The sequence below is a fragment of the Paenibacillus sp. BR1-192 genome (genome assembly GCF_029542445.1).
GTDB classification, from domain to species: domain Bacteria; phylum Bacillota; class Bacilli; order Paenibacillales; family Paenibacillaceae; genus Paenibacillus_AQ; species Paenibacillus_AQ lautus_A.
This window is the reverse complement of sequence record NZ_CP120718.1, coordinates 7,021,686-7,043,351: the sequence shown is the minus strand read 5'-3', so window position 1 is coordinate 7,043,351 and position 21,666 is coordinate 7,021,686. Positions and strand designations below refer to the sequence as shown.

Genomic DNA, 21,666 nt, shown 5'->3' with positions numbered 1-21,666 from the left:
AAAACAAGGAGGCGCACCCATTGGATTTGTTGGATCGGAACGGACTTACGGAACGCGAATTTTTGGAGCAGTACCGGGCAGGAGATTACGAGCGGCCTTCGGTGGCAGCCGATATGGTGATCTTCACGGTTACGAATGGGGTGGCTGACAGTTATCGCAAATTACCGGAAAAAGAGCTCCGCATCCTGCTCATCCGCCGGGGAGGTCACCCCTTCCTGGGGAAATGGGCGCTGCCTGGCGGCTTTGTCCAGCCGAGCGAGACGACTGAGCAGGCCGCTGCAAGGGAATTGCGTGAGGAAACCGGCGTGGACGACGTTTATTTGGAGCAGCTATATACGTTCAGCGATATCGGGCGAGATCCCCGAACCTGGGTGATGAGCTGCAGCTACATGGCGCTGATCAACAGTGATAAGTTGGAGCTTAGAGCGGGAGACGATGCGGCCGACGCCTCTTGGTTCAAGGTCTCCTATCGGCAGCTGCGGGAGCAGAAAGAGTTGATGGAGGACGGATACGTCAAGACGCTGGAGTATGAACTCAAGCTAAGCGGTGAAGAGGAGCTTTCGGCGGTCGTGGCCAGAACGTTGACGGTGAAGACGACATCGACTAGCACGGAGTATAAGATCGTATCGAATAACGGGTTGGCCTTCGACCATGCAAAGATTATAGCATGCGCGATCGAGCGGCTGCGGGGAAAAGTGAATGATACCGATATTGCGCTGCACTTAATGCCAAAGCTTTTTACCTTGACGGAACTGCAGCAGGTTTATGAGGTCATTATGGATAAAGAGCTATTGAAGGCGGCCTTCCGGCGCAAGGTAGCCGATCTCGTGGCGGAGACCGATCATTACACCGAAAATGCGGGACATCGACCATCCCGGTTGTATCGGAGAAAACTGGAGGACTAACGGATGATCTACAATCTCAATGAGCTAAGAAAAGCTTATAACGAAGGGAAAACGTTCAAGTATGTATTCTTTTGGGGCCATACGCCGCCTAAGGACGGGAGCGTCGACAAAAGCTGCTTCAGCCAGTGGTGGATGTGCCCGTTCACGGTAGAGGGGACGGAGTATTCCTGTGCCGAGCAGTTTATGATGGCCGAGAAGGCAAGGCTGTTCGGCGACAACGAAATGCTGGAGTCGATCCTTACGGCTAAGCATCCCAAGGAAATGAAGGCTTATGGGCGCGCGGTCCGTAACTTTGACAAGGATGCTTGGGACAAGGAATGCTACGGCATCGTCAAAAGAGCCAGCTTGGCCAAGTTTTCGCAGAATCCGGAGCTCGGCGATTATCTCAAGTCGACGAAGAACCGCATCCTCGTCGAAGCCAGCCCGCGGGACCGCATATGGGGGATCGGCATGGGCCAGTCCAATCCGGATGCGGAGAATCCCGTGAAATGGCGGGGGCGAAACCTGCTGGGGTTTGCGCTGACCGAAGCGCGGGACGAGTTGCTGCAGGTGAGTAAGACATCGTGATGGAGCAGTGAAAGGACGGTCTCCGAAAGATACATATGATTCTGGAGATAAAGGAGCACATGGTATGCTTAAACGGGTGTTAGGCAAAGAGGAAGATGTTATTCGGGCGTTCGCAAAAGAGATTGTTGACTCCATCGCAGATGGACGATATGAGGAAATTGCCCGAAACGTTGATGATATGCAGAATTGGGACGTTAAGCTATTAAAAGAGGTCATCGAGAGTTTTAAGGAAGATAATGAGTTGGAACAGATCGATAGGTTTGATGTAGCATGCACCTTTAGGCCTGTTTATAAAGATGGCAGTGTTTATCAACAAGAATCTTTCTATCACTTTAACGATGGAAGCGGAATTGCTTACGAATATGCATTGACGACCGATGGCGAACCTAATGATTTGACTTTGAGCGTTGAGTTTCACGTTGAAGGTGACTATTTGAAAGTCATTTTTGAGAGTGGGATTACCGTACTTTAATAACATCGTATTTAAGAACAACAAGGTACCAAATACGGCTACGAATATGCACAGCTATTTGTTGGCTGATGCATCCTGCCGCTTGCAGGATTGTTCCTGATCTGAAGAAAAAGGCATAAGGATAAAGGTTATTGAAGCAGGCCATCTGCAAGTTTACAGAGGGCCTGCTTTTACTTATAGTCCAGAAATCAAGGTATCCTACCGTGCAAAAATCTAACGGAAGAACTCCATCCAAGGGGGAGAGAATTCATGAAGGGGCGCAATTAAAGAGATAAAGTATCCAGCGGTATTTCAAATGCGCGTTTAATAACTAACCCGGCAGCAAGCTTGGTTTCATCCGGTTTGTCCTGAAGGTGGATTAATTGTACGTTATTAACTGTCACAGGCAACTGGTGCATCACCCTAGCTTTAATCTCGTTGAACATTTCGGGACTGATGGTAGGAATGACTCGGCCAGTCATAAGCAGGCTGTCTGGATTGATAAATGTAATGATATTGGTAACGGCGATCGCGATGCCATCGACAATTTTTTCGTATAAACCAAGGAACTTAGGATCTCCTGTTCTTATGCCTTCTGCGAACTCCTCTAGTGTGCATTTGATGGAAACACTAAGTCCGCTGCTGGAAGCCAGCGTCGTTAAGCATCCGGATCTGCCGCAATGGCATGGATAGGCATCTTCTCCATAGAAGCCTTTATAATGCCCGAATTCACCTGCAACAAAGCTTGATCCTGCAATAATTTGTTTATCATGGACGATCGCGCCGCCTGTACCATAATCAAACTTGATGGTGATATTGTTATTGGAATCCTTCAAGCAGCCGTTCATATTCTCGTTGACAGAGAGAAGATTGACATCGTTCTCGATATACACGGGTATGTCATATTTGTCTTCAAGCAGCTGCTTGAGCGGCAGGCGATGAACGCCTATGCCGGGTGTTCGCAGAACGATGCCATGCTGAGAATCTACCAGGCCCTGCATACTGATTCCGATCCCTTTTACTTTGGAGGCGTTGGGCACCTGGGTGAGCAGCTCATCGATAACTTCATGCAACAGCTGCATCAGCACATCTATAGAACCATATTTGTTGCTCGTGCGTTCTGCGGATGCGACAGCTTCTTGACGCAGGTTGAACACTTTTCCGCGAATGTATTTGCCGGCGAGCTCAAGCCCGATGGCATAAAAATGGCCGCTGTTGATATGAAGGCCGACTCTTTTCCTTCCGCTGCCTGCCTCCAAGTCCATAAGCTCCCCTGTCACGATTATTTTTTCCTTCAACAGGCGATTCACGATGTTGGTTACCGTTTGTCTGCTTAGTCCAGTCTTTTCCGCAAGCTCTACGCGAGAGATCGGCCCCTCTGAATAAATGAGAAAAAGAACCTTCTGCTGATTTATTGATTTTAATAACATATGGCTGGTTTGTTTAACCGAATCACTCACGATATGCATCCTCTTTCCAACAACGTTTTATATAATATAGATTCAAAACATTTGACAAATTAGGAACATACTTTGCTTCAAGTGTAGCATTAATACGAGGCGAATAAAAGTTGCAAGTTCGTTTAATTCAACGAACGTCATTTTTAAATTTCTTAAAAACGATGATAGATGGCGGTTTTATGCAGCATGATACAATCAGTACGGAAACTTTCAATCCAAAAACAATGAAAAAAACGCAGCCAATTGTATTGACTTTGTGATAAAAAAGGATATTATATTTGTAAACTGATTTGATTAAATACAATAATTTGACGCCTAGAGGAGTAATTAATGGTATGGATTGGATGGATCATTGCAATAGCAGCGATGACGGTGCTGACTTACATATGCTGGCTGCATGCAGTTATGTTACAACCTGGTAAAGCAGATGCACTTATTGTACTTGGCTATGTATCTAAAGACGGCCGAATACACCCGTTGCTTAAAGAAAGACTGGATGAGGCTTACAAACTGTTTCAGCAGTATGGGCCCAAATATATCATTGTATCGGGGGGAGCGGTTGGTTCACGTCGCTCGGAAGCGGAGCTGATGAAGAAGTACCTGATTGAGAAGGGCGTCCCAGCAAAAAGAGTGTTAGAAGAAGACAAGTCAAACAACACCGTTCAAAATTTAATCTTTAGTAAGCAATTGATGGAGCAGTACCAGCTAAAATCTTTCGTTATCATAACCAATTTATTTCATGTCCGCCGCACGAAGTATATTATGCATCGTCTTGGCATAAAGGGCGGATTCTGCGCCAATCGAAGCCTTAGAAGCATCGTGGGATTCCAGCTTAAATTAACATTTTTGGAGATTCGGGCATTTCGATTAACCCTCCCTATTATTAAGAGGGTCATCAATGATCAAAACGATTGACAAAAAGGTTGACAACTGGCCGTTTAATAATTAAAATGTAAGCGTTTCCAGAATATATGGGAGGTGAGGCTTAAAAGGCCAAAGCCAGTACTTATTTACAAATTATTTACCCTGATTTGATTGCTGATTAACAAATCATAGTTATGCTTAAATAGTTAATCCAATTTATTTATTAATTAACGGGGGAGCGAAATAATGTTTAATGGAAAAATGAAACGATTCATGAGCACGGGTGTTGCAGCGGCATTATCATTAGCCATGCTGGCTGGTTGCGGTGGAAACAGCGGTAAGAATGAGGCTAGTCCAAGTACAACTCCTGCTGGTTCGGATAAGCCGGGTGTATCTGCAGAAGTAGAAGTTTATGAGAATGGATTGCCGAAGAATGAGGAAGTAACGCTAAAGGTAGGCTTCTTTGTAGGAGGATATGGCCGGGAGTGGTTCGATTATGCAGTTGAATCGTTTACAGCCAAGTATCCAAATGTCAAAGTAGACATCACGGCTTCAGCTGATATGAAGACGATTCTTTCTACAAAAATCTCTGCGGGCAATGATAATGACATGTTTGATCTATTTAATACCGATCCAGCGGGAGGTATTGTGGGGCTCGCTGAAGCCGGCAAGCTTGAACCAATGGATGACATTTGGGAATACCCTCTTCCAGACGTGCCGGACAAAAAGGTCAAGGATCTTATGATGCCGGGCATGTACGAGTCAACGCAGCTGATCAATGGGAAAAGATATGAATTTACGACGGCGAGCAGCTTTGGCGGGTTGTTTTTTAATAAAAAGCTATTCGAAGAGCATGGCTGGAACCAAAACCCGAACACATGGGATGAATTTAAAGCACTTCTAGCAGACATTAAAGCGGACGGCATTGCTCCCATAACGTTCCCGGGTATTCATCCAAGCTACCATAACTGGGCTTTCGGAACAGCCAAAAATTTTGAGCTGGCTGATATCAATGGCCATGTGGATGAATTTATCGAAAATTATAGAACCTATGGTCTGCCGCAATACACAAATCCGGAGACAGTTGAAACCTGGCAGCGCATCTATGAGCTTGGGAAGCTGGGATATTTTGCAGAAGGACTTCCGGCATTGAACCATACGCAATCGCAAATGCAGGTTATTCAGGGGCAAGCGGCGATGGTATCGACAGGGACTCATGTCGAGAATGAGATGAAGGAAGCAACACCCGAGGATTTCTATTGGGGCTTCATGGCTGTTCCTTTCAGAGATAACACAAATCAAACGCTTTGGATTCGAAGCGGAACTTCAAACTTCAACTATATCTGGGCAGCTAAGCCGGAGCTTAACAAAAAGTGGGCCAAAGAATTGATCACATGGATGGTTACGCTTGAAAATCAACAATTTGCTGCTGAAAAGGCAGGCGCTTTGCCAATGCGCAAGGATTTGACGGAAGACCCTGCCAGAACGGCTAACCTTTCCAGTTCCGCCCAATCTGTTCTGAAGTACATTGCGGATAATAATGCTCAAACTTATAAAGCAAGCCGGTCTATCAGTATTTCCGATCCGAATCTTGCTCAAGCGGAAAAATTATTGAATGAGAATATTGTTAAATTTGCTATGGGTATGCAGGATCCGAAACCGATTCTGGAGCAAGCCGAAGAGCTGCTGAAGAAAGCTGTAGAGGCTGAAAAGAAAAAATAAGACGTGATGGAGCGGGGAGGATTCATCTCCGCTCTTCCGTTTTAACTTCTGCGACCCTTAGGCTTCACATAGTACGTGTTCAAAAAGTCGGATTTTCACGTCCAGTAAGATAGGAGTTGATCTCTCGTGTCTGATTTAACCGCTGTGAAGACACCAAGGCCCTCTGTGCTGCGCAAACTGGGTCTTGATAAAGCGAATACGCAGAAGTGGATATTTCTGTTCATAGCCATTGTGCCTCCCTTTGGCGGATATTTGCTTTTCACGTTGTTTCCGAACATCTTATCCGTTTATTATGCGCTGCTTAATTGGGACGGGTTTACGGATGCAACGTTTGTCGGGTTGTCCAATTTCGTCAACGCATTTCAAGATAAATACGTGTGGCGCGCGCTTACCCACAACTTGATTTTAATGATAACGGTGCCCTTCTTTGTTATTATCATCTCTTTGATACTTGCCTATTTAATTACAAATAAATCGTATAAAGAAAATAAGTTTTTGAAGATATTGTTTTTCTTTCCGAATGTTTTATCTACGGTCGTAGTCGCGCTCCTCTGGGCTTTTATTTATGACGGATCGTACGGTTTGCTGAATGGGCTACTAAAGTTCATTGGCATTGATACCGGTAATTTCTATTGGTTGGGCAATGAAAATACGGCGCTTGCGTCGATTATCCCGGCATGGGTATGGGGCGGCGTCGGCTTGTACGTCATTATCTTTGCCAATGCGATGCTGGCGATTCCAAAGTCATTGTACGAGGCGGCGATTCTTGAAGGGGCCGGACATATGACGCGTTTGTTTAAAATTACAATGCCGCTTGTTACGCCAATTATTCGGGTCAGCGCTTTGTTCCTGGTCGTGGGCACGATGAAGGGTTTTGAAATCATCCTCATTATGACAAACGGGGGCCCATTCGGGTCGACGGATGTCATCGGCCTCTACATGTTTAACTTGGCTTTTGGCGTAGAGTATCGGAATTACGGCTACGCTTCCGCAGTCGGTATGATCCTGTTCGTCATATTAGTAACGGCAAAGCTGTTAATCGATAAATTTGTGCCGAACAAAGGCTACGAGTATTAGTTTCCATATGAAGTTCGGAGGGATAAAGTTTGAAGGAAAAACGAACGTTTATGGACGTTGTGTGGCGTGTGCTGCTTTATGCTTGGTCGCTGACCATATTATTTCCTTTAGTCTGGGTTATCTATGAATCGTTAAAAAGCAATCCTGAGTTTTTTAAAGATATATGGGCGCTGCCTTCGGAACTAAGATGGCAGAATTATTCGAAGGCTTGGAATCAATACGGTTTTGGGCAATCACTCTTAAATACCCTTTATTATGTTGGCGGAAGTCTGGTGCTTGGGCTTTTCTTTACGACAATTAACGCCTATGCGCTTACTCGAATGCAGTTCAAAGGCAGAAAATTGATTTGGGGCTTGATTATGTTGTCCCTGTTCCTGCCGGGCATCAATGCGCTTGTACCCCAGTATGTCATTATGCGGGAACTGAGTTTGACCAATAGCTTGACCGGATTAATTCTTCTGTCTAGTTTGGGTGAAAGCGTGTTCTATCTTATGCTGCTCGGAGGGTTTATGAGCTCTCTGCCGATGGAGCTTGAAGAGAGCGCAACGATGGATGGCGCTACATTATTCCAAAAGTTTTGGCGTGTTATCGTTCCTTTGTCTACACCGGGAATTGTAACCGTTGGCGTATTCAAGTTCTTAGGGTTCTATAACAATTTCTTAGCGCCGTTCATCTATTTGAGCGATCCCAAGAAATATCCCATTGCGGTGCAAATGTATTCTGCGAATAAGCAAATGGAGTTTACTGCGGATTGGGTGACTTTGTTTGCCGGTGTAACCATTGCGATGGTACCGTCCATTATTATTTATATCTTATTCCAAAAACTTCTTATGGAAGGCGCGACCATGGGGGCGGTGAAGGGATGAATACTGCAGAGCAAGTGAAGGCGAAATATAAGCTGATTGCATTGGATCTGGACGGGACGCTTCTGACGGATGAAAAGCACATTACGGATGAGACCAAAAAGTGGCTTCAATATGCAGTAGATCAGGGTGTTAAAGTCATGTTCTCCACCGGGAGAGGCTTGCAAACTGCCAAGGGCTTCTGGGATGAGCTTGGGCTCGATTCCCCCATGGTGCTGCTCAATGGAGCAGAAGTTTGGGAGGGACCGGGCAGGCTTAAAAAGCGAGTCTTCCTCCCTCGGGACACGGTCCGCGATATGCACGCCATTGCTGCCAAGCGGGGCGAGTGGTACTGGGGCTACAGCGTGGAAAGCTTGACGGGCGACAAGGAATGGACGCCGGAGATGTTCGAACGGGATTGGATGAAATTCGGCATTGGCAGCAATGATCAGCGGAAGCTTGCGGAAATTAAGGAAGAGCTGCTCAGTTGGGGCACGCTCGAGGTTACCCATTCGGCTCTTACTAATATGGAGATTTCAGTTAAAGGCATTACAAAGGAAAGCGGAGTGCGCGAGGTTTGTCAGACGCTGGGCTTCTCGATGTCCGATGTCATTGCTATGGGGGACAGTGATAATGACGCGAAGCTGCTGAAGGCGGCAGGTCTCGGTGTGGCGATGGCCAACGGTGAGGAGCATATCAAATCCATAGCGGACGTAATCACGGCTACCAACAACGAGGACGGCGTTGCTCTGGCGATTCGGAAGTATGTATTCCAAATGGAGTAAACGCAGCTTTGCTAGTAAATATAATGAGGGAGTAGAAATAGATGACCGTTCAATCGAAAGAGATAAACTTAGATCAACTGGGCGGAACTATACACCAGGAGACAACTAATGGCGAAGAGTTGAGATGGCATTCTCCGTTGGAAGCGCCCTTTCACATCGCGGGCTTCCCTTGGCTTGCACAGGATGGGATATACAGACGCCTGCCCTTGGCTTCCGAGGCGGTCTTGCCTCCCGCGGTTGATACGCTTGCTTATTGTACGGCAGGCGGGCAAATTCGCTTTCGCACGAATTCTTCAAGGCTGGTCATAAGGGTACGCCTTGCCGGACCGGCCAATATGTACCATATGCCGCCTACAGGGCAGTGCGGGGTTGACTGCTATCTTGGGGAGCCGGGAGAGCAGAGCTTTATCACCACGGCTAAATTCAAACCAACGGAAAGTGAATATGAATCACAGCTTTATCAGTGGGATTCCCAAAAAGATGTGGCCGTCACCTTAAATTTACCGCTCTATCAAGGGGTAGAAGAGGTGTGGATCGGTGTAGATAAGGATGCTGTCATAAGCGATGCACCTGCCTATGCAAGCAGTAGACCCGTTATTATATATGGAACTTCGATTACGCAAGGGGGATGCGCCTCCCGGCCGGGTATGGCTTATTCTAATATTCTCAGCCGTATGATTCCGGTGGAGTTCGTCAATCTTGGCTTCTCGGGGAATGGAAAGGGCGAGCCGGAGCTCGCGCATATCATGTCGGAAATCGATGATCCGGCGCTATTCATTCTTGATTATGAAGGGAATACGGGCGAGGCTGGTAACATTGCACGAACGCTGCCTGCCTTCATCCAAATTTTGAGAGAGCGGCATCCCGAAGTTCCTATATTAGTAGTCTCTAGGATTTACACTGCGGAAGACCAGTTCTATATGGAGAGAAGGGGGCTTCATGATCGCCGCAGGCTGATTCAGATCGAGCATGTGGAACAGAGGCAGGCAGAAGGAGACCGTAATATCCATTTCGTTGACGGCTTTAAGCTGCTGGGCGATGATTTCGTTGTAAATGATTGTACGGTTGACGGAACACATCCAACGGACCTCGGGTTTTTGCGCATGGCACAGTCGCTTGCACCAATCATTAAGCCATTGTTGCAACTGTGATTAACAAGATAGAGGATAGAACAGCCTTCAGACTGCATTTTTTGGTTTAGGGGCTGTTTGTTTATCAGTCAGACACTTTAAGCCGAAAAAGGAGAGGATTTTGAGTGAAGTCCCAAAGAAGAAGGCTACCTTTTATTGTGATGGCTTGTATGATTGCGGGGGTTGTTAGTCTTTATTACGGCATTAATGTATTCGCGGCGTCTTCAGAGACAGAGAATGTTGTCTCTAAAAAAGATAGAGCTAAGTACTTAGGAAATTCACTGTTCAAAGGTCATATGCATTCCCATACTTCTCTCAGTGACGGGATCTTGCTGCCTAATGATGCTTATAATTTTGTGAAAAGTAATACAGATTTTGATTTTTTTGCAGTGACGGAACACGACGTGACCTATGACATCAGTACGGGCAGTGACTTTATTACGAATGTTCAAGACTCTTATTCAGAAGAATACAAGCTGCTGCATGAGCAATCAGATGCTCACAATCATGATAACGAATTTATTACGCTGCCGGGTACGGAAGTGACTTGGTATGATGAAGCAGGCCATATCAATTTATTTAATGCCCCATGGTTTGCAAGAACACATGGAGTAGGTGCGGATGGCACTTGGGGCTGGAGCGACATCAAATATGATCTGCCAACCTTTTACGCAAGACTTGCCCAAGATCCGAATGCGATTGCGCAATTTAATCATCCACGATCATCAGGAAATTGGAGTTTCAATGAATTTAAACACTATAACCGGGAAGTTGACAGAAACCTTAATCTGATGGAATACAAATCGTCCAATGATTTTGCAATCTATACCAAGGCATTAGATCGAGGCTGGCATGTTTCTCCTGTGTTTGGCGGGGACGAGCACAAAGGAAATTGGGGAATGGTTCAACCCCATGTGACCGGTATGTGGGGAAAAAAGCTTACTAGAGAAGGTCTTTACGAGGCGATGCGAAACCACCGCACCTATGTATCATTTGATCGCAACTTAGAAATGGCGGTTTCAGCCAAAGGTCAGATGATGGGGTCGATTCTTCCGGCCAAAACAAAGAAAATTAATCTCAAGATACAGATAAGTGACCCTGATGCTAACGATGTGTTGGATAAAGTCGTTGTTTACAAAAACAGCGGTGAAATCATCAAGGAGTACGGCAATATTGCCAGCAATCAATTTAATCAGGAAGTATCCTTAGCAAGTAAAGATGGGGACTACTTCCTCGTGAGAGCTTTCCAAGTGGACGGTGAAGAGGCTATAAGTGCTCCAATATGGATTGGTGATGAAACGAGGGGCACGGTGCATGCGCCTGAAATTAAGGTTCATGGACAATATCCGGATACTATTAAGCTTGGGGATCAAATAGAAGTGCTGGGCGCTTCGGCGACAGATCACAGCGGTCAATCTTTATCGGTGGAAGCCATCGTTCTAAATGATAAGGGAGAAGTAGCGGCTCTAAATCAGCATTTCAAGGTCGACATGTATGGAGAGTATTTCATTAAGTATGTAGCAACCGACGCTCAAGGAAATACCCGTGTTGAACTTATTCGAATCCTTGTTGATCAGCAGAATCTGGATGCCGAACAAATTTTCAATGAATTTCAACCCATTGTTAATGTAGGTGGGAATGAACGTGAAGTAGGAATAAATGTAGTGACGGATAAGGCATTAGAAACGTCGTATGTTCAGTACAAACCTGAGTCCGAGACGACGTGGGACAATGCGGAAGTAGTACAAGCGGAAGTCTCTTATTTTCAAGTCGCCTATGGTGATACGTTTGCCAAGAGTAACTATCGGGTGCTTGCAGCTCATGAAGCGAATGTAACAGATCTCGGCTTAGGGACTACGTATGACTATCGGTATGGAATGTCGCCGACTGGACCTTGGAGCGACAGTTATAGCTTTAGGACCGCACCAGCTTCAGAGGAAGCTGTGATGTATGTGATGGGCGATCTTGGAGTTCCGGATCGAAATCCGGAAAGCTTCCAGCTCTTTAACAATATGCTGGACGTTCTGCAGGAGAAGAATTCAAACGGACAGACGGTGATTCAAGTCGGAGACTTGGTCGAACTAGGCGGCAATCATAATGCTTGGAATGATGTGTTTAACAACATTTACAACAACGATATGGGGCTAGTATCTGCTCATATCGTCGGGGATCGTGAACATGCGACGGAGCGGAAATTCGGGCCATTCTCCGGGTTTTTCAACCTGCCGAAGAATGGCGAAGGCAGTTATCGGGAAACGAATTATTCGTTTGATTATGGCGATATGCACATTGCTGTTCTGAATTCCGTGGTGGATTTCGACAAGCAGCTGTCATGGCTGGAAAAAGATTTGCGGGCAACCGACAAGAAGTGGAAAATCGTTATGGGGCACTATCCTTATTATGGCGGTCAATCAGGTGATGAGACCGGTATGGACATGATGAGAGTGAAATTGTCTCAAGCCTTTGAACGGCTTGGTGTCAGTCTGTATATTGGCGGTCATGATCATGTGTATAAACGGACAACCATACGAAACGGTGTAAAAGATATATCGGAAGAAGCGATGAATCTAGGTACAACCTTTGTGACAGTTGGTTCATCAGGTCCAACGTTCTATGATAACAAATCGTTTGACTGGGATCATATCGTATATGATGAAAATAAGCAGACAGGTGTTATTTTAGAATCAAACGATCAATCTCTCACGTTGAAAGCCTACAACAGCGACGGTGTTGTAATTGATTCATTTACGATTAAACAACCTGCAAATTATATGAACTTAACAAGCGCAATAATAGAAAATAACGTCTTGAAGGGCGTCGGGGTCCTGAATTATCCGAACTCGCCTGAACGTGTCACCGTTATCGGGGAAAAGCGGGATCATACAGGTGAACAGCTGCTGGAAACGGTTATTCAAGAAGCAACGCTAGAACATCTCGGACGTGAACAAATCATCTTATTTGACAACCCGCTTGCATTTGGCGATGAACATACGATCGTCGTAAGAGTGGTTAATAATCCAATCGATCAAGAGCCGTTAACGGAACCGTTAATAGCTAAAGAAGGCATGCTGGGCGATGGTTCGGAAGGCAACCCCTATCAAATCAAAAGTGCCAGTGGACTCAATAAAATGCATGAGTTCCCGGACAAACATTTTGTTTTAGCTCAAGACATTGACGGTAAGGGCATGTTTTTTGAAGCCATTGGCGTGAATGGCACTCCATTCACGGGTACGTTTGATGGGCAAGGGCATACGATTACAGGCGTTATGGTCTCCTCGGGCGGAGCGGGTCTCTTTGCTATTAATGAAGGGACGATCCGTAATGTAGGAATCATCAATGCCGACATTGATGTTCGTCGAAGTAATATTGGGATCCTGGTTGATCAGAACGATGGGATCGTGGAATATGACTACAGTACCGGATCTATTCGAGGCAATTCTACGGTTGGCGGTCTTGTGGGCTACTCGAACGGTATCGTTAGAAACAGTTATTCAACAGCTCGAGTCCATGCGCGAGGCAAGCAAGCCGGCGGCTTGATCGGGATTACGAACCGGGGGAGTACAACAGAACAGGTCTATGCAACCGGAGCCGTAATAGCAGAAGAATCAAATGCTGGCGGCATCAGCGGATACGGATATAACAATACAGTTATTCGAAATAGTATGGCATTAAATCCATCTATTGTTACAGGTACTGCATCGAATCGAATCGTCGGCAGAGTACTAGCTGGGGAGACGGCAACTTTAGTCAATAATTACGCCGATGAAAATATGTTTGTTAGCAGTGAGAACGTTACGGCGAATGATCCGAACAATGAGAAAGGACAGGGTGTCGGTGCAGAAGCATTCTCGAAGCCATCCTTTTTCATTGAGACTCTCGGTTGGGATTTTGATACGATCTGGATCTGGAACGAAGATGCCAAACGTCCGTTACTGCAAAGTAATTTGGAGCAAATTAACGAAGACAATATCCCAAAACCGAAGCTTGATCGGAATGAAGAGGGGTACTACATCATTCGCTCGATTCAAGAATTACAAACGATATCCGAATTCCCAAATGAGAATTATATATTGGAGGATGATCTTGATTTTGAAGGGCGGCTATTTGAACCTCTATTTAAAGCGACGCCATTCCTTGGCACGTTTGATGGGAACAATAAATCCTTAACCAATTTTAATTCAGAAAATGGCGGCTTATTTCATCTCAATGGCGGAACCATTAAAAACATAGCTATGGTAGATGCAAGCGTCACTGGCGGAAGTAATATAGGCATACTCGTTAATACAAACAACGGAACGGTAGAGAATAGTTATGTCACGGGCTCAATCGAAGGTTCCAGTACCGTGGGCGGTCTAGCGGGTTATTCCAATGGCATCGTGAGAAACAGCTATTCTACGGCAGATGTAACGGCCCAGCTGAACCAAGCTGGCGGTCTAATCGGAATTACGAACTCAGGCAGCTTAACGGAAAACGTGTATGCATCCGGAGCCGTTCAGGCGCTTAGAAGCAACGCAGGCGGAGTGACTGGCTACGGTTATAATGATACGGTTGTTAGAAACGTGATTGCTCTTAACCCTTCCGTCGTGACGCCGACGATGGCGAACCGCGTGGTAGGAAGAGTCCTTGCCGGGCATACGGCAACGCTTCAGAATAATTATGCGTTCGATGGCATGATTGTGGAAAAAGAAGGCGAGAGTATTGCCGCTGCTGACAACAGAAAGGGTTTGGGGCTTTCTCAGCAGCAGGTTGAAGACCCTAACACGTATACCGATCGACTGAACTGGGATTTTGAGTCGGTTTGGATGTGGAATGATGCTTTAAAGCGTCCGGTATTGAGCAGTAACCCTGAAGAGGCAAGCGAGCCTGTCGTGCCTTTGGAAAGAAATGAAGCTGGTTATTACCGAATCAAGTCCATTGAAGATCTGAATGTTATGGAAGCCTTCCCGGCAGAAAAGTATATTTTGGACCATGATTTGGATTACGCAGGACAACCGGCTGAGCCACTTTTTAAAGATGTTTCGTTCACCGGTGTTTTGGATGGCGACGGGAAGAAAATAGTCAACTTTAATTCCTCGAGCGGCGGCTTAGTCCATCTTAATGGCGGAGTGATTAAAAATATAGCCATGATCGATGCCGGCGTCACTGGCGGGAGCAGAATAGGCATACTCGTCAACACGAACAATGGCGAGATAGAGAATAGTCTTTCAACAGGCTCCATTACAGGCTCCAGCACAGTCGGCGGCCTAGTGGGCTATTCCAATGGCATCGTAAGAAACAGCTATTCTACCGCGGATGTAACCGCTCAGGTAAGTCAGGCCGGCGGCCTAATCGGAATTACGAACTCGGGCAGCCTAACAGAAAACGTGTATGCGTCTGGAACCGTTCGGGCGATGACGAGCAATGCGGGCGGAGTGACTGGATACGGATACAATGATACGGTCGTCAGAAATGTCATTGCCCTGGGCCCTTCGGTTACGGCGCCAACGATGGCGAACCGGGTGATGGGACGAGTTCTTGCGGGGCACACCGCCACGCTCCAAAATAATTATGCATTTGACGGCATGATGGTTGATAAAGAAGGAGTCGCTGAGGAAGCATTAACAACCCTTAAAGGCTTAGGTTTAGCTGAAACTGAAATAGAGACTCCATCCACCTATACAGACAGGTTAGGGTGGGACTTTAACGCGATTTGGAGATGGGACGGTATGGGTAAACGACCTGTTTTACAATCGATATCAGAAGGCAACGGAGAAGAGCCGGTTCGCCTGATTGGGCTTGAGCTCGAGGGGCTGCATACGCTGGCCGTTGGAGAGAGTGATCAAACGGTGACTACTGCCGTTTACAGTGATGGAAGCCGTGAAAAGGTAGAGATAAACGTCACCTAGACAAGCAGTGATCCAAGGATTGCGGAGATCAGCGTTAGCGGTGTAGTAAAGGCGAATTCGGAAGGAACCGTAATCATCACCGCAGAGTATGACGGCTTGGTTTCATCCTATGAGCTAAAAACCTTGACTCCGAAGCAAATCGATATGGAGAGAGTCGACCCAGGCATGGATTCTGAAGGCACGCTTCCTTCCACTTCTTCAGCCTTAATCGGAACGGGGGAGTGGTGGAGTGCAAACCAGATGCCGCACCCTCCTGCCTTCATGGCGGAGCAAGCCATGAGATCGTTTGAACGGCACCATATGTATTAGGCAGTTGAATGAAATGAGTCCGGTAATGATGCCGGGCTCATTTTCATTTATATCCGCAAGTGAACGTATTATTTTTTGAACAGCCCTCTTTCCGATAACTGAGATCGCTTATGGGCGAAGTATGTTATGTGGATAAAAAACGAAAGAACCCTCCAAACCTGGAGAGTTCTTTTCTTTCGTGGAGTACCGATCCACTTATCCCTTCATGAATAATCTCAAAAACGCGGTCATGTCGACGGGGCTTCACAAGACGCTGAAGGCCCTGTTTTTGTCCTTTCCGCAAGCTTCGTAATCGACTCAATGTCTTGATCCGTTAATTGGTCAAGGAAATATTTCCGTATTGCCTTGGAGACTATGGGACGGGCATCATCCAATGCTGATTTTCCGGCGGGAGTGATGACGACTTGGACACCACGATCCGTATCTAATGGTTTCCTCATCACAAGTCTGCGTTTTTCCATTCGCGTCAGATGATGTGACAATCGACTCTTATCCCAGTTCATCGAGTCGGCCAATTCCTGTTGGCGAAGGCTTCCGTTCCCCAAAAGGTCTAACCGATCCAATACCCCATAATCACCCTCTGATAGTCCTGTGTGCTCAGACATCTCTTTTATTACCCGGCCGAAAATGCTCTGAAAGGAGCCTTTCCACATGTGCCATATTCGCATTTCTTCTTCGTTCAGCTCGTTCTTATCCATAGAAACATCATATCATGGTTGACGTGTCAACCACAATGTGTTATCGTTGCTTTGGTTGATACATCAACCTGAGAATTCGGTTAGTTCAGGAAACTGCTCGACCGCTTCTTCCCAGCAACGGTTGGGTCAATCTTTCTCCAAGAAAGGAACATTTATTATGGAAATCAACATTAGTGTATCTGCTCCGGTCGTCTCGGTGAAACCGGTAGTTCTATCAGCCCCAGGGCGCGGCGAGGATCTGCAAGTGCGAGTGTCTGCGCCCGCCGCAGGAAGTGAATTGCCTATTATTATGTTCTCTCACGGCTTTGGCTGGTCGCTGGACGGCTACGGCCCATTGGCCGACTACTGGGCTGCTCACGGCTTCGTGGTCATTCAACCCACTCATCTCGACTCGAGGACGCTGAACCTTCCTCCTGAAGATCCCCGTACGCCACGGATCTGGCGTTTCCGAGTCGAGGACCTGAAACGCATCCTCGATCAGCTTGATGTTATCGAAGCTTCCGTTCCCGGTCTTAGTGGGCGCCTCGATCGGAGCCGCATCGCCGCTGCCGGACACTCCTGGGGAGGCCAGACGGCGAGCATGCTACTCGGCGCGCGAGTCCTCGATCACAACGGCGAGCCGGGAGAGGATATGTCCGACTCGCGCATCAAGGCGGGCGTGCTGCTTGCCACGACTGGCAAGGGTGGAGCTGACTTGAGTCCGTTCGCGGCAGAGCACTTCCCCTTCATGAATCCGAGCTTCGCGGAGATGAGCACGCCGACCCTCGTGGTGGCGGGGGACCATGACCAGTCCAGACTGTCCACTCGGGGGCCGGACTGGTTCACCGACCCGTACTTCCTGAGCCCGGGCCGCAAGAGCCTGCTCACTCTCTTCGGGGCGGAGCACTCGCTCGGCGGGATCTCCGGTTATAGCGTCGCGGAGACGACGGATGAGAGCCCGGAACGAGTTGCCTTGATCCAGCGGCTCACCGTGGCCTACCTTCGCAACACGCTCGACCTTGAAGATTCCAGCTGGTCGGCAGCTTGTGCAGCTCTGGAAGAGAGCGCCATCCCGCTGGGGCGTATTGAGTCCAAGTAAGGGAAGTAGAAAATGAGATAGACAGCCTTTGCTAACACTGGGAATTAGCAAAGGCTGTTTCTATTCTGGAGGATTGTCATAAGCTTGGACCATTCAAAATTAGGACGTCGAAAAATTCTGGCAGAGCGTCACGATTTCACTTGAACCTTACGTAACGTAATGTTTTACAATAGAGATACCGGTACATAGCTAGCGCCAAAGAGTGGAGATGGTTCATGAAGAGACATTGGAAGGTCGGGGATCTCGCCAAGCTGACGGGGCTTACCGTCCGAACCCTGCGGTTTTATGATCAAATCGGGTTGTTCTCTCCGTCGGGACAAACGGAATCCGGCCACAGGCTGTACAATGAATGGGACTTGTCGCGTTTGCACCAGATATTATCGCTTAAGGAGCTGGGATTATCTCTGGAAGAGATTAAATCGGCCTTGAATGGCGGGCAGATCAGTCCGCTTGAGATCGTGGAACTGCAGATCGACCAAATCAAAGAACAGATTAAACTGCAGCAGAAACTATTGGAGCAGCTAAGATACGTATCCAAGCTTATGCAGGGCAAGGCGGAATTAACGGTTGAAGATTTCACGAGCCTTCTGCAGGCGATGAAGATGAGATTTGAGAAACCGGTCATTGAGCGGCAAACGGGTTGGGAGCGACATTTGGATCTGTTGGGAGATTTTCTTGCCGAAGAGAATGGAATTTCGAAACATAAGGAGGAGAATGAATGAACGAACGATTCGTCAAGCATGGAACCTTCGTCGTAGAACGGATTTATGCGGCTACACCGGAGCGGGTATATCAAGCATGGGCCGACCCGATTGCTAAAGCCAAGTGGTTTTCGAAGCCGGAGATCTTCGATTTCCAGGTTGGGGGACGGGAGTACAGCCGCGGCGGGCCGCCGGAAGGGCCGGTCTTTACCTTCGATGCCAGCTACCAGGAGCTTGTTCCAGAGCAGCGTATTGTCTATACGTACACATTGGATTCAGGTGACGTACGTGTCTCCGTCTCGATCACAACGGTCGAGCTTATCAAGGTGGAGGGCGGTACGAAGTTGATTTACACAGAGCAGGGTGCATTCTTTGACGGACACGATACGCCAGAAATACGGGAACACGGGACTAACATCATGCTGGACACACTGGGCAAGGTAGTAGAAGTGGAGGTAGGAACATGACCATAGGTGAGAATGAGCTTATTGCTTCCCGCGAGTACGATGTCCCGCAGGAGCTTGTGTATCGGGCATGGACAACCCCTGATTTATTAGCAAAATGGTGGGGGCCCAAAGGCTTCAGCAATACGTTTCACGAGTGCGATATGAGGACGGGAGGTACGTGGAAATTCACCATGCACGGACCGGATGGCGTGGATTATCCCAACCATAATGTCTTTGTTGAGTTCGTGCCGACGGAGAGGGTCGTGATTGATCATCTAAACGTTCACGAATTTCGGGTGACGGCTACCTTCGAGGTCTTCGATGGCCGGACCAGAGTCACCTTCCGTCAACGTTTCAAGAAACAAGAGGATTTTGAAAAAGCTAAGCCCATCTGCGTAGAAGCGAATGAACAGCAGCTTGACCGACTTGGCAAGGTGCTGGCGGAATTGGCCGACTAGCTTTGTAATTTGATATCGGCATTAACCGAAATGACTGCTACCTATGTGATGACTCTAAAATGGTCGCCGTTCACGATCCCTGCCGGGGAATCGGACGGCGATTTTTATTTTGGTAACGGAAGACACCGGTGGAGACTTGTAGCGCCTATCTATCAAGGCGGATCTTCCTTTGCTGATTTCTCCGTCAAGCTGAGCCGTGAGCATAACCGAAATTGAATGCTCTCGCTTAAAGCCGGGCTTCGAAGAGTCTATATAACCGATATTAGCCGGATATCGCAACCTTCAGTCGCTACTTGTTAAAATATATTCACTTAGTTTGGTAAGAAATGTTGACCATCTCGCTTGAAATTCGGGGTCAGTCGACTCGACTCCAGTAATGATGTTGGCAATATTGCTGAAGATAATGGGATACGTCGTTAGAGCGGTTAATGCCAGCGCTAGAAGTTCAGGCTCAAGCTCTTGCGGTACAACCCCCTTTTTCTTTTGATCCTTCCAATAAGCAGCATAGGATTGAAGGGCGACCTCTCCGCCTTTATTCCAGGACGTCGGCTCTGCCCGCAGCTCAAGTGCTTCCCAGGCGGTGAACTTAATAAAATCCGCTCTCACCTGGTTATTGACCCTGTATCGATGCTCGGCGATATGGAGCGGATTATCTGGGATCTGAGAGACCCACTCTGGCTCACCGGTCGCCGAATCAGTCAAAACGGCTTCGAGTAATTCCGCTTTTCCTTTGAAGTAATGATAGATCAGCTGCTTCTTCACCCCGGCGTTTTCTGCAATCGACTCGATACGCGACCCTTTAAACCCCTTGTCGAAAAACTCCCTTCTTGCAGCCTCGAGAATTTTTTTCTGCGTGCGTTCCGCATTGCGTATTTCACCCATTTTGGCTGTACCTCCGTAACCAATCTAATAATATTATCGTAATCGCTTACTGAATTGATGTCAAATTTAACTTAACAAATATAAAATTGTACTTGACGAAAATAAAGTTGTATTTTACCATTTGTTCAGTAAGCAGATTTTTTTTCCAATTAAAGGAGGATACCTGCATGGCCGTAATGTCGATCATTCTTCAAAGCTTGTTGGTTTTGTACTATGTTTTTTCAGGTTTTGCCAAGGTCGTAGGGGCTAAATACTGGGTTGATATTTTCAGCAACCTGAAGATACCCCAATGGTTTCGTATCGTTACGGGTTTGATCCAGTTAGTTGGAGCTGCTGTACTCGTTGTTGGTTATTGGAATGCGGATGCGATAGTTTGGGGCGGCATTTGGCTTGGAATTACGATGCTGGTGGCGTTACTTGCGCATATAAGGGTCAAAGATGCGATTGGCAAAACGATGACGCCCGTTGTGTTTCTTGTGTTGATCATCATCCTAACCATCCTGAATGCGGACGTGATCGTGAGCTGATTTTCTTCCACGGGATATGAGCAAGTTGAAGACCCCATGATACAAATCCAAGTCGGTCCTGAAATAGAGACTGAATGACTTCTGAAAAGGCCGTCCCTCAAGGATGGCTTTTGTAACTTCGCGCTATGACCAGTTCCTTTCTTTATTGTTCGCCGACCTGAAAATTCAGGTGAAAAGTAGGTAGACTCAGGACAAACGATCTCTATAATGGAATAAGAGACATATGTTGCGAGGGGAAAGGTGAGACGATTTGAAAGCAAATCGGATGGAAGCATTCAGCGATGGCGTGTTGGCCATTATTATTACGATCATGGTGCTGGAATTCAAAGTGCCGGAAGGCCATGACTGGCATGCTCTAGTCGAGCTTGGCCCCAAAATAATTAGTTATATTTTCAGTTTCGTCTATGTCGGCATCTACTGGAACAATCATCATCACCTGCTGCATATGGTTCGAACGATGAACGGAAGGTTGATGTGGCTCAACTTGCTGCTGCTATTCTGGCTATCCCTTGTGCCTTTCACGACAGCTTGGATGGGGGAAAGCCATTTTGCGCCTACACCGACGGCGCTGTACGGTATCATTCTATTCCTAGCTGCGCTCTCGTACTGGCTGCTTCAGCGCATGATTATGAACCAGCATTCCGGCGATTCCTCATTCGTTGGAACGATGGGTAAAAATCGGAAGGGGAAACTCTCTCCTTTACTCTACTTGACGGCGGCCTTGACCGCATATGTGAGTGTTTGGATATCCGGCTTCTTTTTCGTACTTGTTGCCGTAATCTGGTTCATGCCCGATAAGCGAATCGAGCATGCCCTGAGAAGCCAATAAGAAAGACTCTTCGATTCTCGTATGCGGGCGGGCTTCGAAGAGCTTTTTTT

The 21,666-nt window shown here is 47.1% G+C and carries 20 protein-coding genes; 17 read left to right on the top strand and 3 right to left on the bottom strand.

Annotated elements, in window-relative coordinates; translation table 11 throughout:
- The first annotated feature begins 20 nt into the window (after nt 1-20).
- From P0X86_RS32320 to P0X86_RS32310, 3 genes are all read left to right on the top strand, one after another.
- Nucleotides 21-905, top strand: coding sequence for an NUDIX hydrolase (locus P0X86_RS32320; RefSeq protein WP_096777240.1), 885 nt, complete (start codon nt 21-23; stop codon nt 903-905).
- 3 nt (nt 906-908) lie between these two features.
- Entirely contained in the window at nt 909-1,472 is a 564-nt protein-coding gene (locus P0X86_RS32315; RefSeq protein ID WP_277747394.1) for a riboflavin biosynthesis intermediates N-glycosidase, read from the top strand.
- Nucleotides 1,473-1,536: 64 nt separating this feature from the next.
- Nucleotides 1,537-1,944 (top strand): DUF7668 domain-containing protein, encoded by a 408-nt coding sequence (locus P0X86_RS32310; protein ID WP_192570174.1) that lies wholly within the window; start codon nt 1,537-1,539, stop codon nt 1,942-1,944.
- A 263-nt stretch (nt 1,945-2,207) separates the two neighbouring features.
- Here P0X86_RS32310 and P0X86_RS32305 read toward each other — a convergent pair whose 3' ends face one another.
- Nucleotides 2,208-3,392, bottom strand: coding sequence for an ROK family transcriptional regulator (locus P0X86_RS32305; RefSeq protein ID WP_277747393.1), 1,185 nt, complete (start codon nt 3,390-3,392; stop codon nt 2,208-2,210).
- 321 nt (nt 3,393-3,713) lie between these two features.
- On the opposite strand from P0X86_RS32305, the gene P0X86_RS32300 reads away from it, so the two are divergent.
- From P0X86_RS32300 to P0X86_RS32265, 8 genes are all read left to right on the top strand, one after another.
- Nucleotides 3,714-4,298: a YdcF family protein gene (locus tag P0X86_RS32300; protein ID WP_096777236.1), complete on the top strand. Its 585-nt coding sequence runs from the start codon at nt 3,714-3,716 to the stop codon at nt 4,296-4,298.
- A 195-nt stretch (nt 4,299-4,493) separates the two neighbouring features.
- Nucleotides 4,494-5,969: an ABC transporter substrate-binding protein gene (locus P0X86_RS32295; protein WP_277747392.1), complete on the top strand. Its 1,476-nt coding sequence runs from the start codon at nt 4,494-4,496 to the stop codon at nt 5,967-5,969.
- Between the two features lie 126 nt (nt 5,970-6,095).
- Nucleotides 6,096-7,046 (top strand): carbohydrate ABC transporter permease, encoded by a 951-nt coding sequence (locus P0X86_RS32290; protein WP_096777234.1) that lies wholly within the window; start codon nt 6,096-6,098, stop codon nt 7,044-7,046.
- Nucleotides 7,047-7,075: 29 nt separating this feature from the next.
- Entirely contained in the window at nt 7,076-7,912 is an 837-nt protein-coding gene (locus P0X86_RS32285) for a carbohydrate ABC transporter permease (protein ID WP_015738071.1), read from the top strand.
- Nucleotides 7,909-8,673 carry a Cof-type HAD-IIB family hydrolase gene (locus P0X86_RS32280; RefSeq protein ID WP_192570179.1) on the top strand — a complete coding sequence of 255 codons (765 nt, stop codon included), beginning with the start codon at nt 7,909-7,911 and terminating at the stop codon, nt 8,671-8,673. The genes P0X86_RS32285 and P0X86_RS32280 overlap by 4 nt, the downstream gene beginning before the upstream one ends.
- A gap of 41 nt (nt 8,674-8,714) precedes the next feature.
- On the top strand, nt 8,715-9,824 hold the full coding sequence (locus P0X86_RS32275) for an SGNH/GDSL hydrolase family protein (RefSeq protein ID WP_277747391.1): 1,110 nt from the start codon (nt 8,715-8,717) through the stop codon (nt 9,822-9,824).
- Between the two features lie 104 nt (nt 9,825-9,928).
- Nucleotides 9,929-15,688: a CehA/McbA family metallohydrolase gene (locus tag P0X86_RS32270; protein WP_277747390.1), complete on the top strand. Its 5,760-nt coding sequence runs from the start codon at nt 9,929-9,931 to the stop codon at nt 15,686-15,688.
- A 123-nt stretch (nt 15,689-15,811) separates the two neighbouring features.
- Nucleotides 15,812-15,997 (top strand): hypothetical protein, encoded by a 186-nt coding sequence (locus P0X86_RS32265; RefSeq protein ID WP_277747389.1) that lies wholly within the window; start codon nt 15,812-15,814, stop codon nt 15,995-15,997.
- A 227-nt stretch (nt 15,998-16,224) separates the two neighbouring features.
- Here the strand turns inward: P0X86_RS32265 and P0X86_RS32260 are convergent, their stop codons facing one another.
- On the bottom strand, nt 16,225-16,695 hold the full coding sequence (locus tag P0X86_RS32260) for a MarR family winged helix-turn-helix transcriptional regulator (RefSeq protein ID WP_277747388.1): 471 nt from the start codon (nt 16,693-16,695) through the stop codon (nt 16,225-16,227).
- A 157-nt stretch (nt 16,696-16,852) separates the two neighbouring features.
- On the opposite strand from P0X86_RS32260, the gene P0X86_RS32255 reads away from it, so the two are divergent.
- The 4 genes from P0X86_RS32255 (at nt 16,853) to P0X86_RS32240 (ending at nt 19,378) form a co-directional block, all read left to right on the top strand.
- Entirely contained in the window at nt 16,853-17,773 is a 921-nt protein-coding gene (locus P0X86_RS32255; protein ID WP_277747387.1) for an alpha/beta hydrolase family protein, read from the top strand.
- 215 nt (nt 17,774-17,988) lie between these two features.
- Nucleotides 17,989-18,495, top strand: coding sequence for a MerR family transcriptional regulator (locus P0X86_RS32250; protein WP_192570185.1), 507 nt, complete (start codon nt 17,989-17,991; stop codon nt 18,493-18,495).
- Nucleotides 18,492-18,941: an SRPBCC family protein gene (locus P0X86_RS32245; RefSeq protein WP_213580843.1), complete on the top strand. Its 450-nt coding sequence runs from the start codon at nt 18,492-18,494 to the stop codon at nt 18,939-18,941. Before P0X86_RS32250 ends, P0X86_RS32245 begins: the two co-directional genes overlap by 4 nt.
- Nucleotides 18,938-19,378 (top strand): SRPBCC family protein, encoded by a 441-nt coding sequence (locus tag P0X86_RS32240; protein ID WP_192570187.1) that lies wholly within the window; start codon nt 18,938-18,940, stop codon nt 19,376-19,378. The genes P0X86_RS32245 and P0X86_RS32240 overlap by 4 nt, the downstream gene beginning before the upstream one ends.
- A 282-nt stretch (nt 19,379-19,660) precedes the next feature.
- Here the strand turns inward: P0X86_RS32240 and P0X86_RS32235 are convergent, their stop codons facing one another.
- Nucleotides 19,661-20,260, bottom strand: a complete 600-nt coding sequence (locus P0X86_RS32235; RefSeq protein ID WP_213580841.1) for a TetR/AcrR family transcriptional regulator — start codon at nt 20,258-20,260, stop codon at nt 19,661-19,663.
- Between the two features lie 167 nt (nt 20,261-20,427).
- On the opposite strand from P0X86_RS32235, the gene P0X86_RS32230 reads away from it, so the two are divergent.
- Together P0X86_RS32230 and P0X86_RS32225 are read left to right on the top strand one after the other, a co-directional pair.
- Nucleotides 20,428-20,787, top strand: coding sequence for a DoxX family protein (locus tag P0X86_RS32230; protein WP_277747386.1), 360 nt, complete (start codon nt 20,428-20,430; stop codon nt 20,785-20,787).
- Between the two features lie 250 nt (nt 20,788-21,037).
- Nucleotides 21,038-21,616, top strand: a complete 579-nt coding sequence (locus tag P0X86_RS32225) for a TMEM175 family protein (RefSeq protein WP_015738060.1) — start codon at nt 21,038-21,040, stop codon at nt 21,614-21,616.
- Nucleotides 21,617-21,666: the final 50 nt, after the last annotated feature.

Coding starts and splice junctions, on each gene's coding strand:
- P0X86_RS32315 (WP_277747394.1), top strand. CDS start 909: ATGATCTACAATCTCAATGAGCTAAGAAAAGCTTATAACGAAGGGAAA.
- P0X86_RS32310 (WP_192570174.1), top strand. CDS start 1,537: ATGCTTAAACGGGTGTTAGGCAAAGAGGAAGATGTTATTCGGGCGTTC.
- P0X86_RS32305 (WP_277747393.1), bottom strand. CDS start 3,392: ATGCATATCGTGAGTGATTCGGTTAAACAAACCAGCCATATGTTATTA.
- P0X86_RS32300 (WP_096777236.1), top strand. CDS start 3,714: ATGGTATGGATTGGATGGATCATTGCAATAGCAGCGATGACGGTGCTG.
- P0X86_RS32295 (WP_277747392.1), top strand. CDS start 4,494: ATGTTTAATGGAAAAATGAAACGATTCATGAGCACGGGTGTTGCAGCG.
- P0X86_RS32280 (WP_192570179.1), top strand. CDS start 7,909: ATGAATACTGCAGAGCAAGTGAAGGCGAAATATAAGCTGATTGCATTG.
- P0X86_RS32275 (WP_277747391.1), top strand. CDS start 8,715: ATGACCGTTCAATCGAAAGAGATAAACTTAGATCAACTGGGCGGAACT.
- P0X86_RS32260 (WP_277747388.1), bottom strand. CDS start 16,695: ATGGATAAGAACGAGCTGAACGAAGAAGAAATGCGAATATGGCACATG.
- P0X86_RS32255 (WP_277747387.1), top strand. CDS start 16,853: ATGGAAATCAACATTAGTGTATCTGCTCCGGTCGTCTCGGTGAAACCG.
- P0X86_RS32250 (WP_192570185.1), top strand. CDS start 17,989: ATGAAGAGACATTGGAAGGTCGGGGATCTCGCCAAGCTGACGGGGCTT.
- P0X86_RS32245 (WP_213580843.1), top strand. CDS start 18,492: ATGAACGAACGATTCGTCAAGCATGGAACCTTCGTCGTAGAACGGATT.
- P0X86_RS32240 (WP_192570187.1), top strand. CDS start 18,938: ATGACCATAGGTGAGAATGAGCTTATTGCTTCCCGCGAGTACGATGTC.
- P0X86_RS32235 (WP_213580841.1), bottom strand. CDS start 20,260: ATGGGTGAAATACGCAATGCGGAACGCACGCAGAAAAAAATTCTCGAG.
- P0X86_RS32230 (WP_277747386.1), top strand. CDS start 20,428: ATGGCCGTAATGTCGATCATTCTTCAAAGCTTGTTGGTTTTGTACTAT.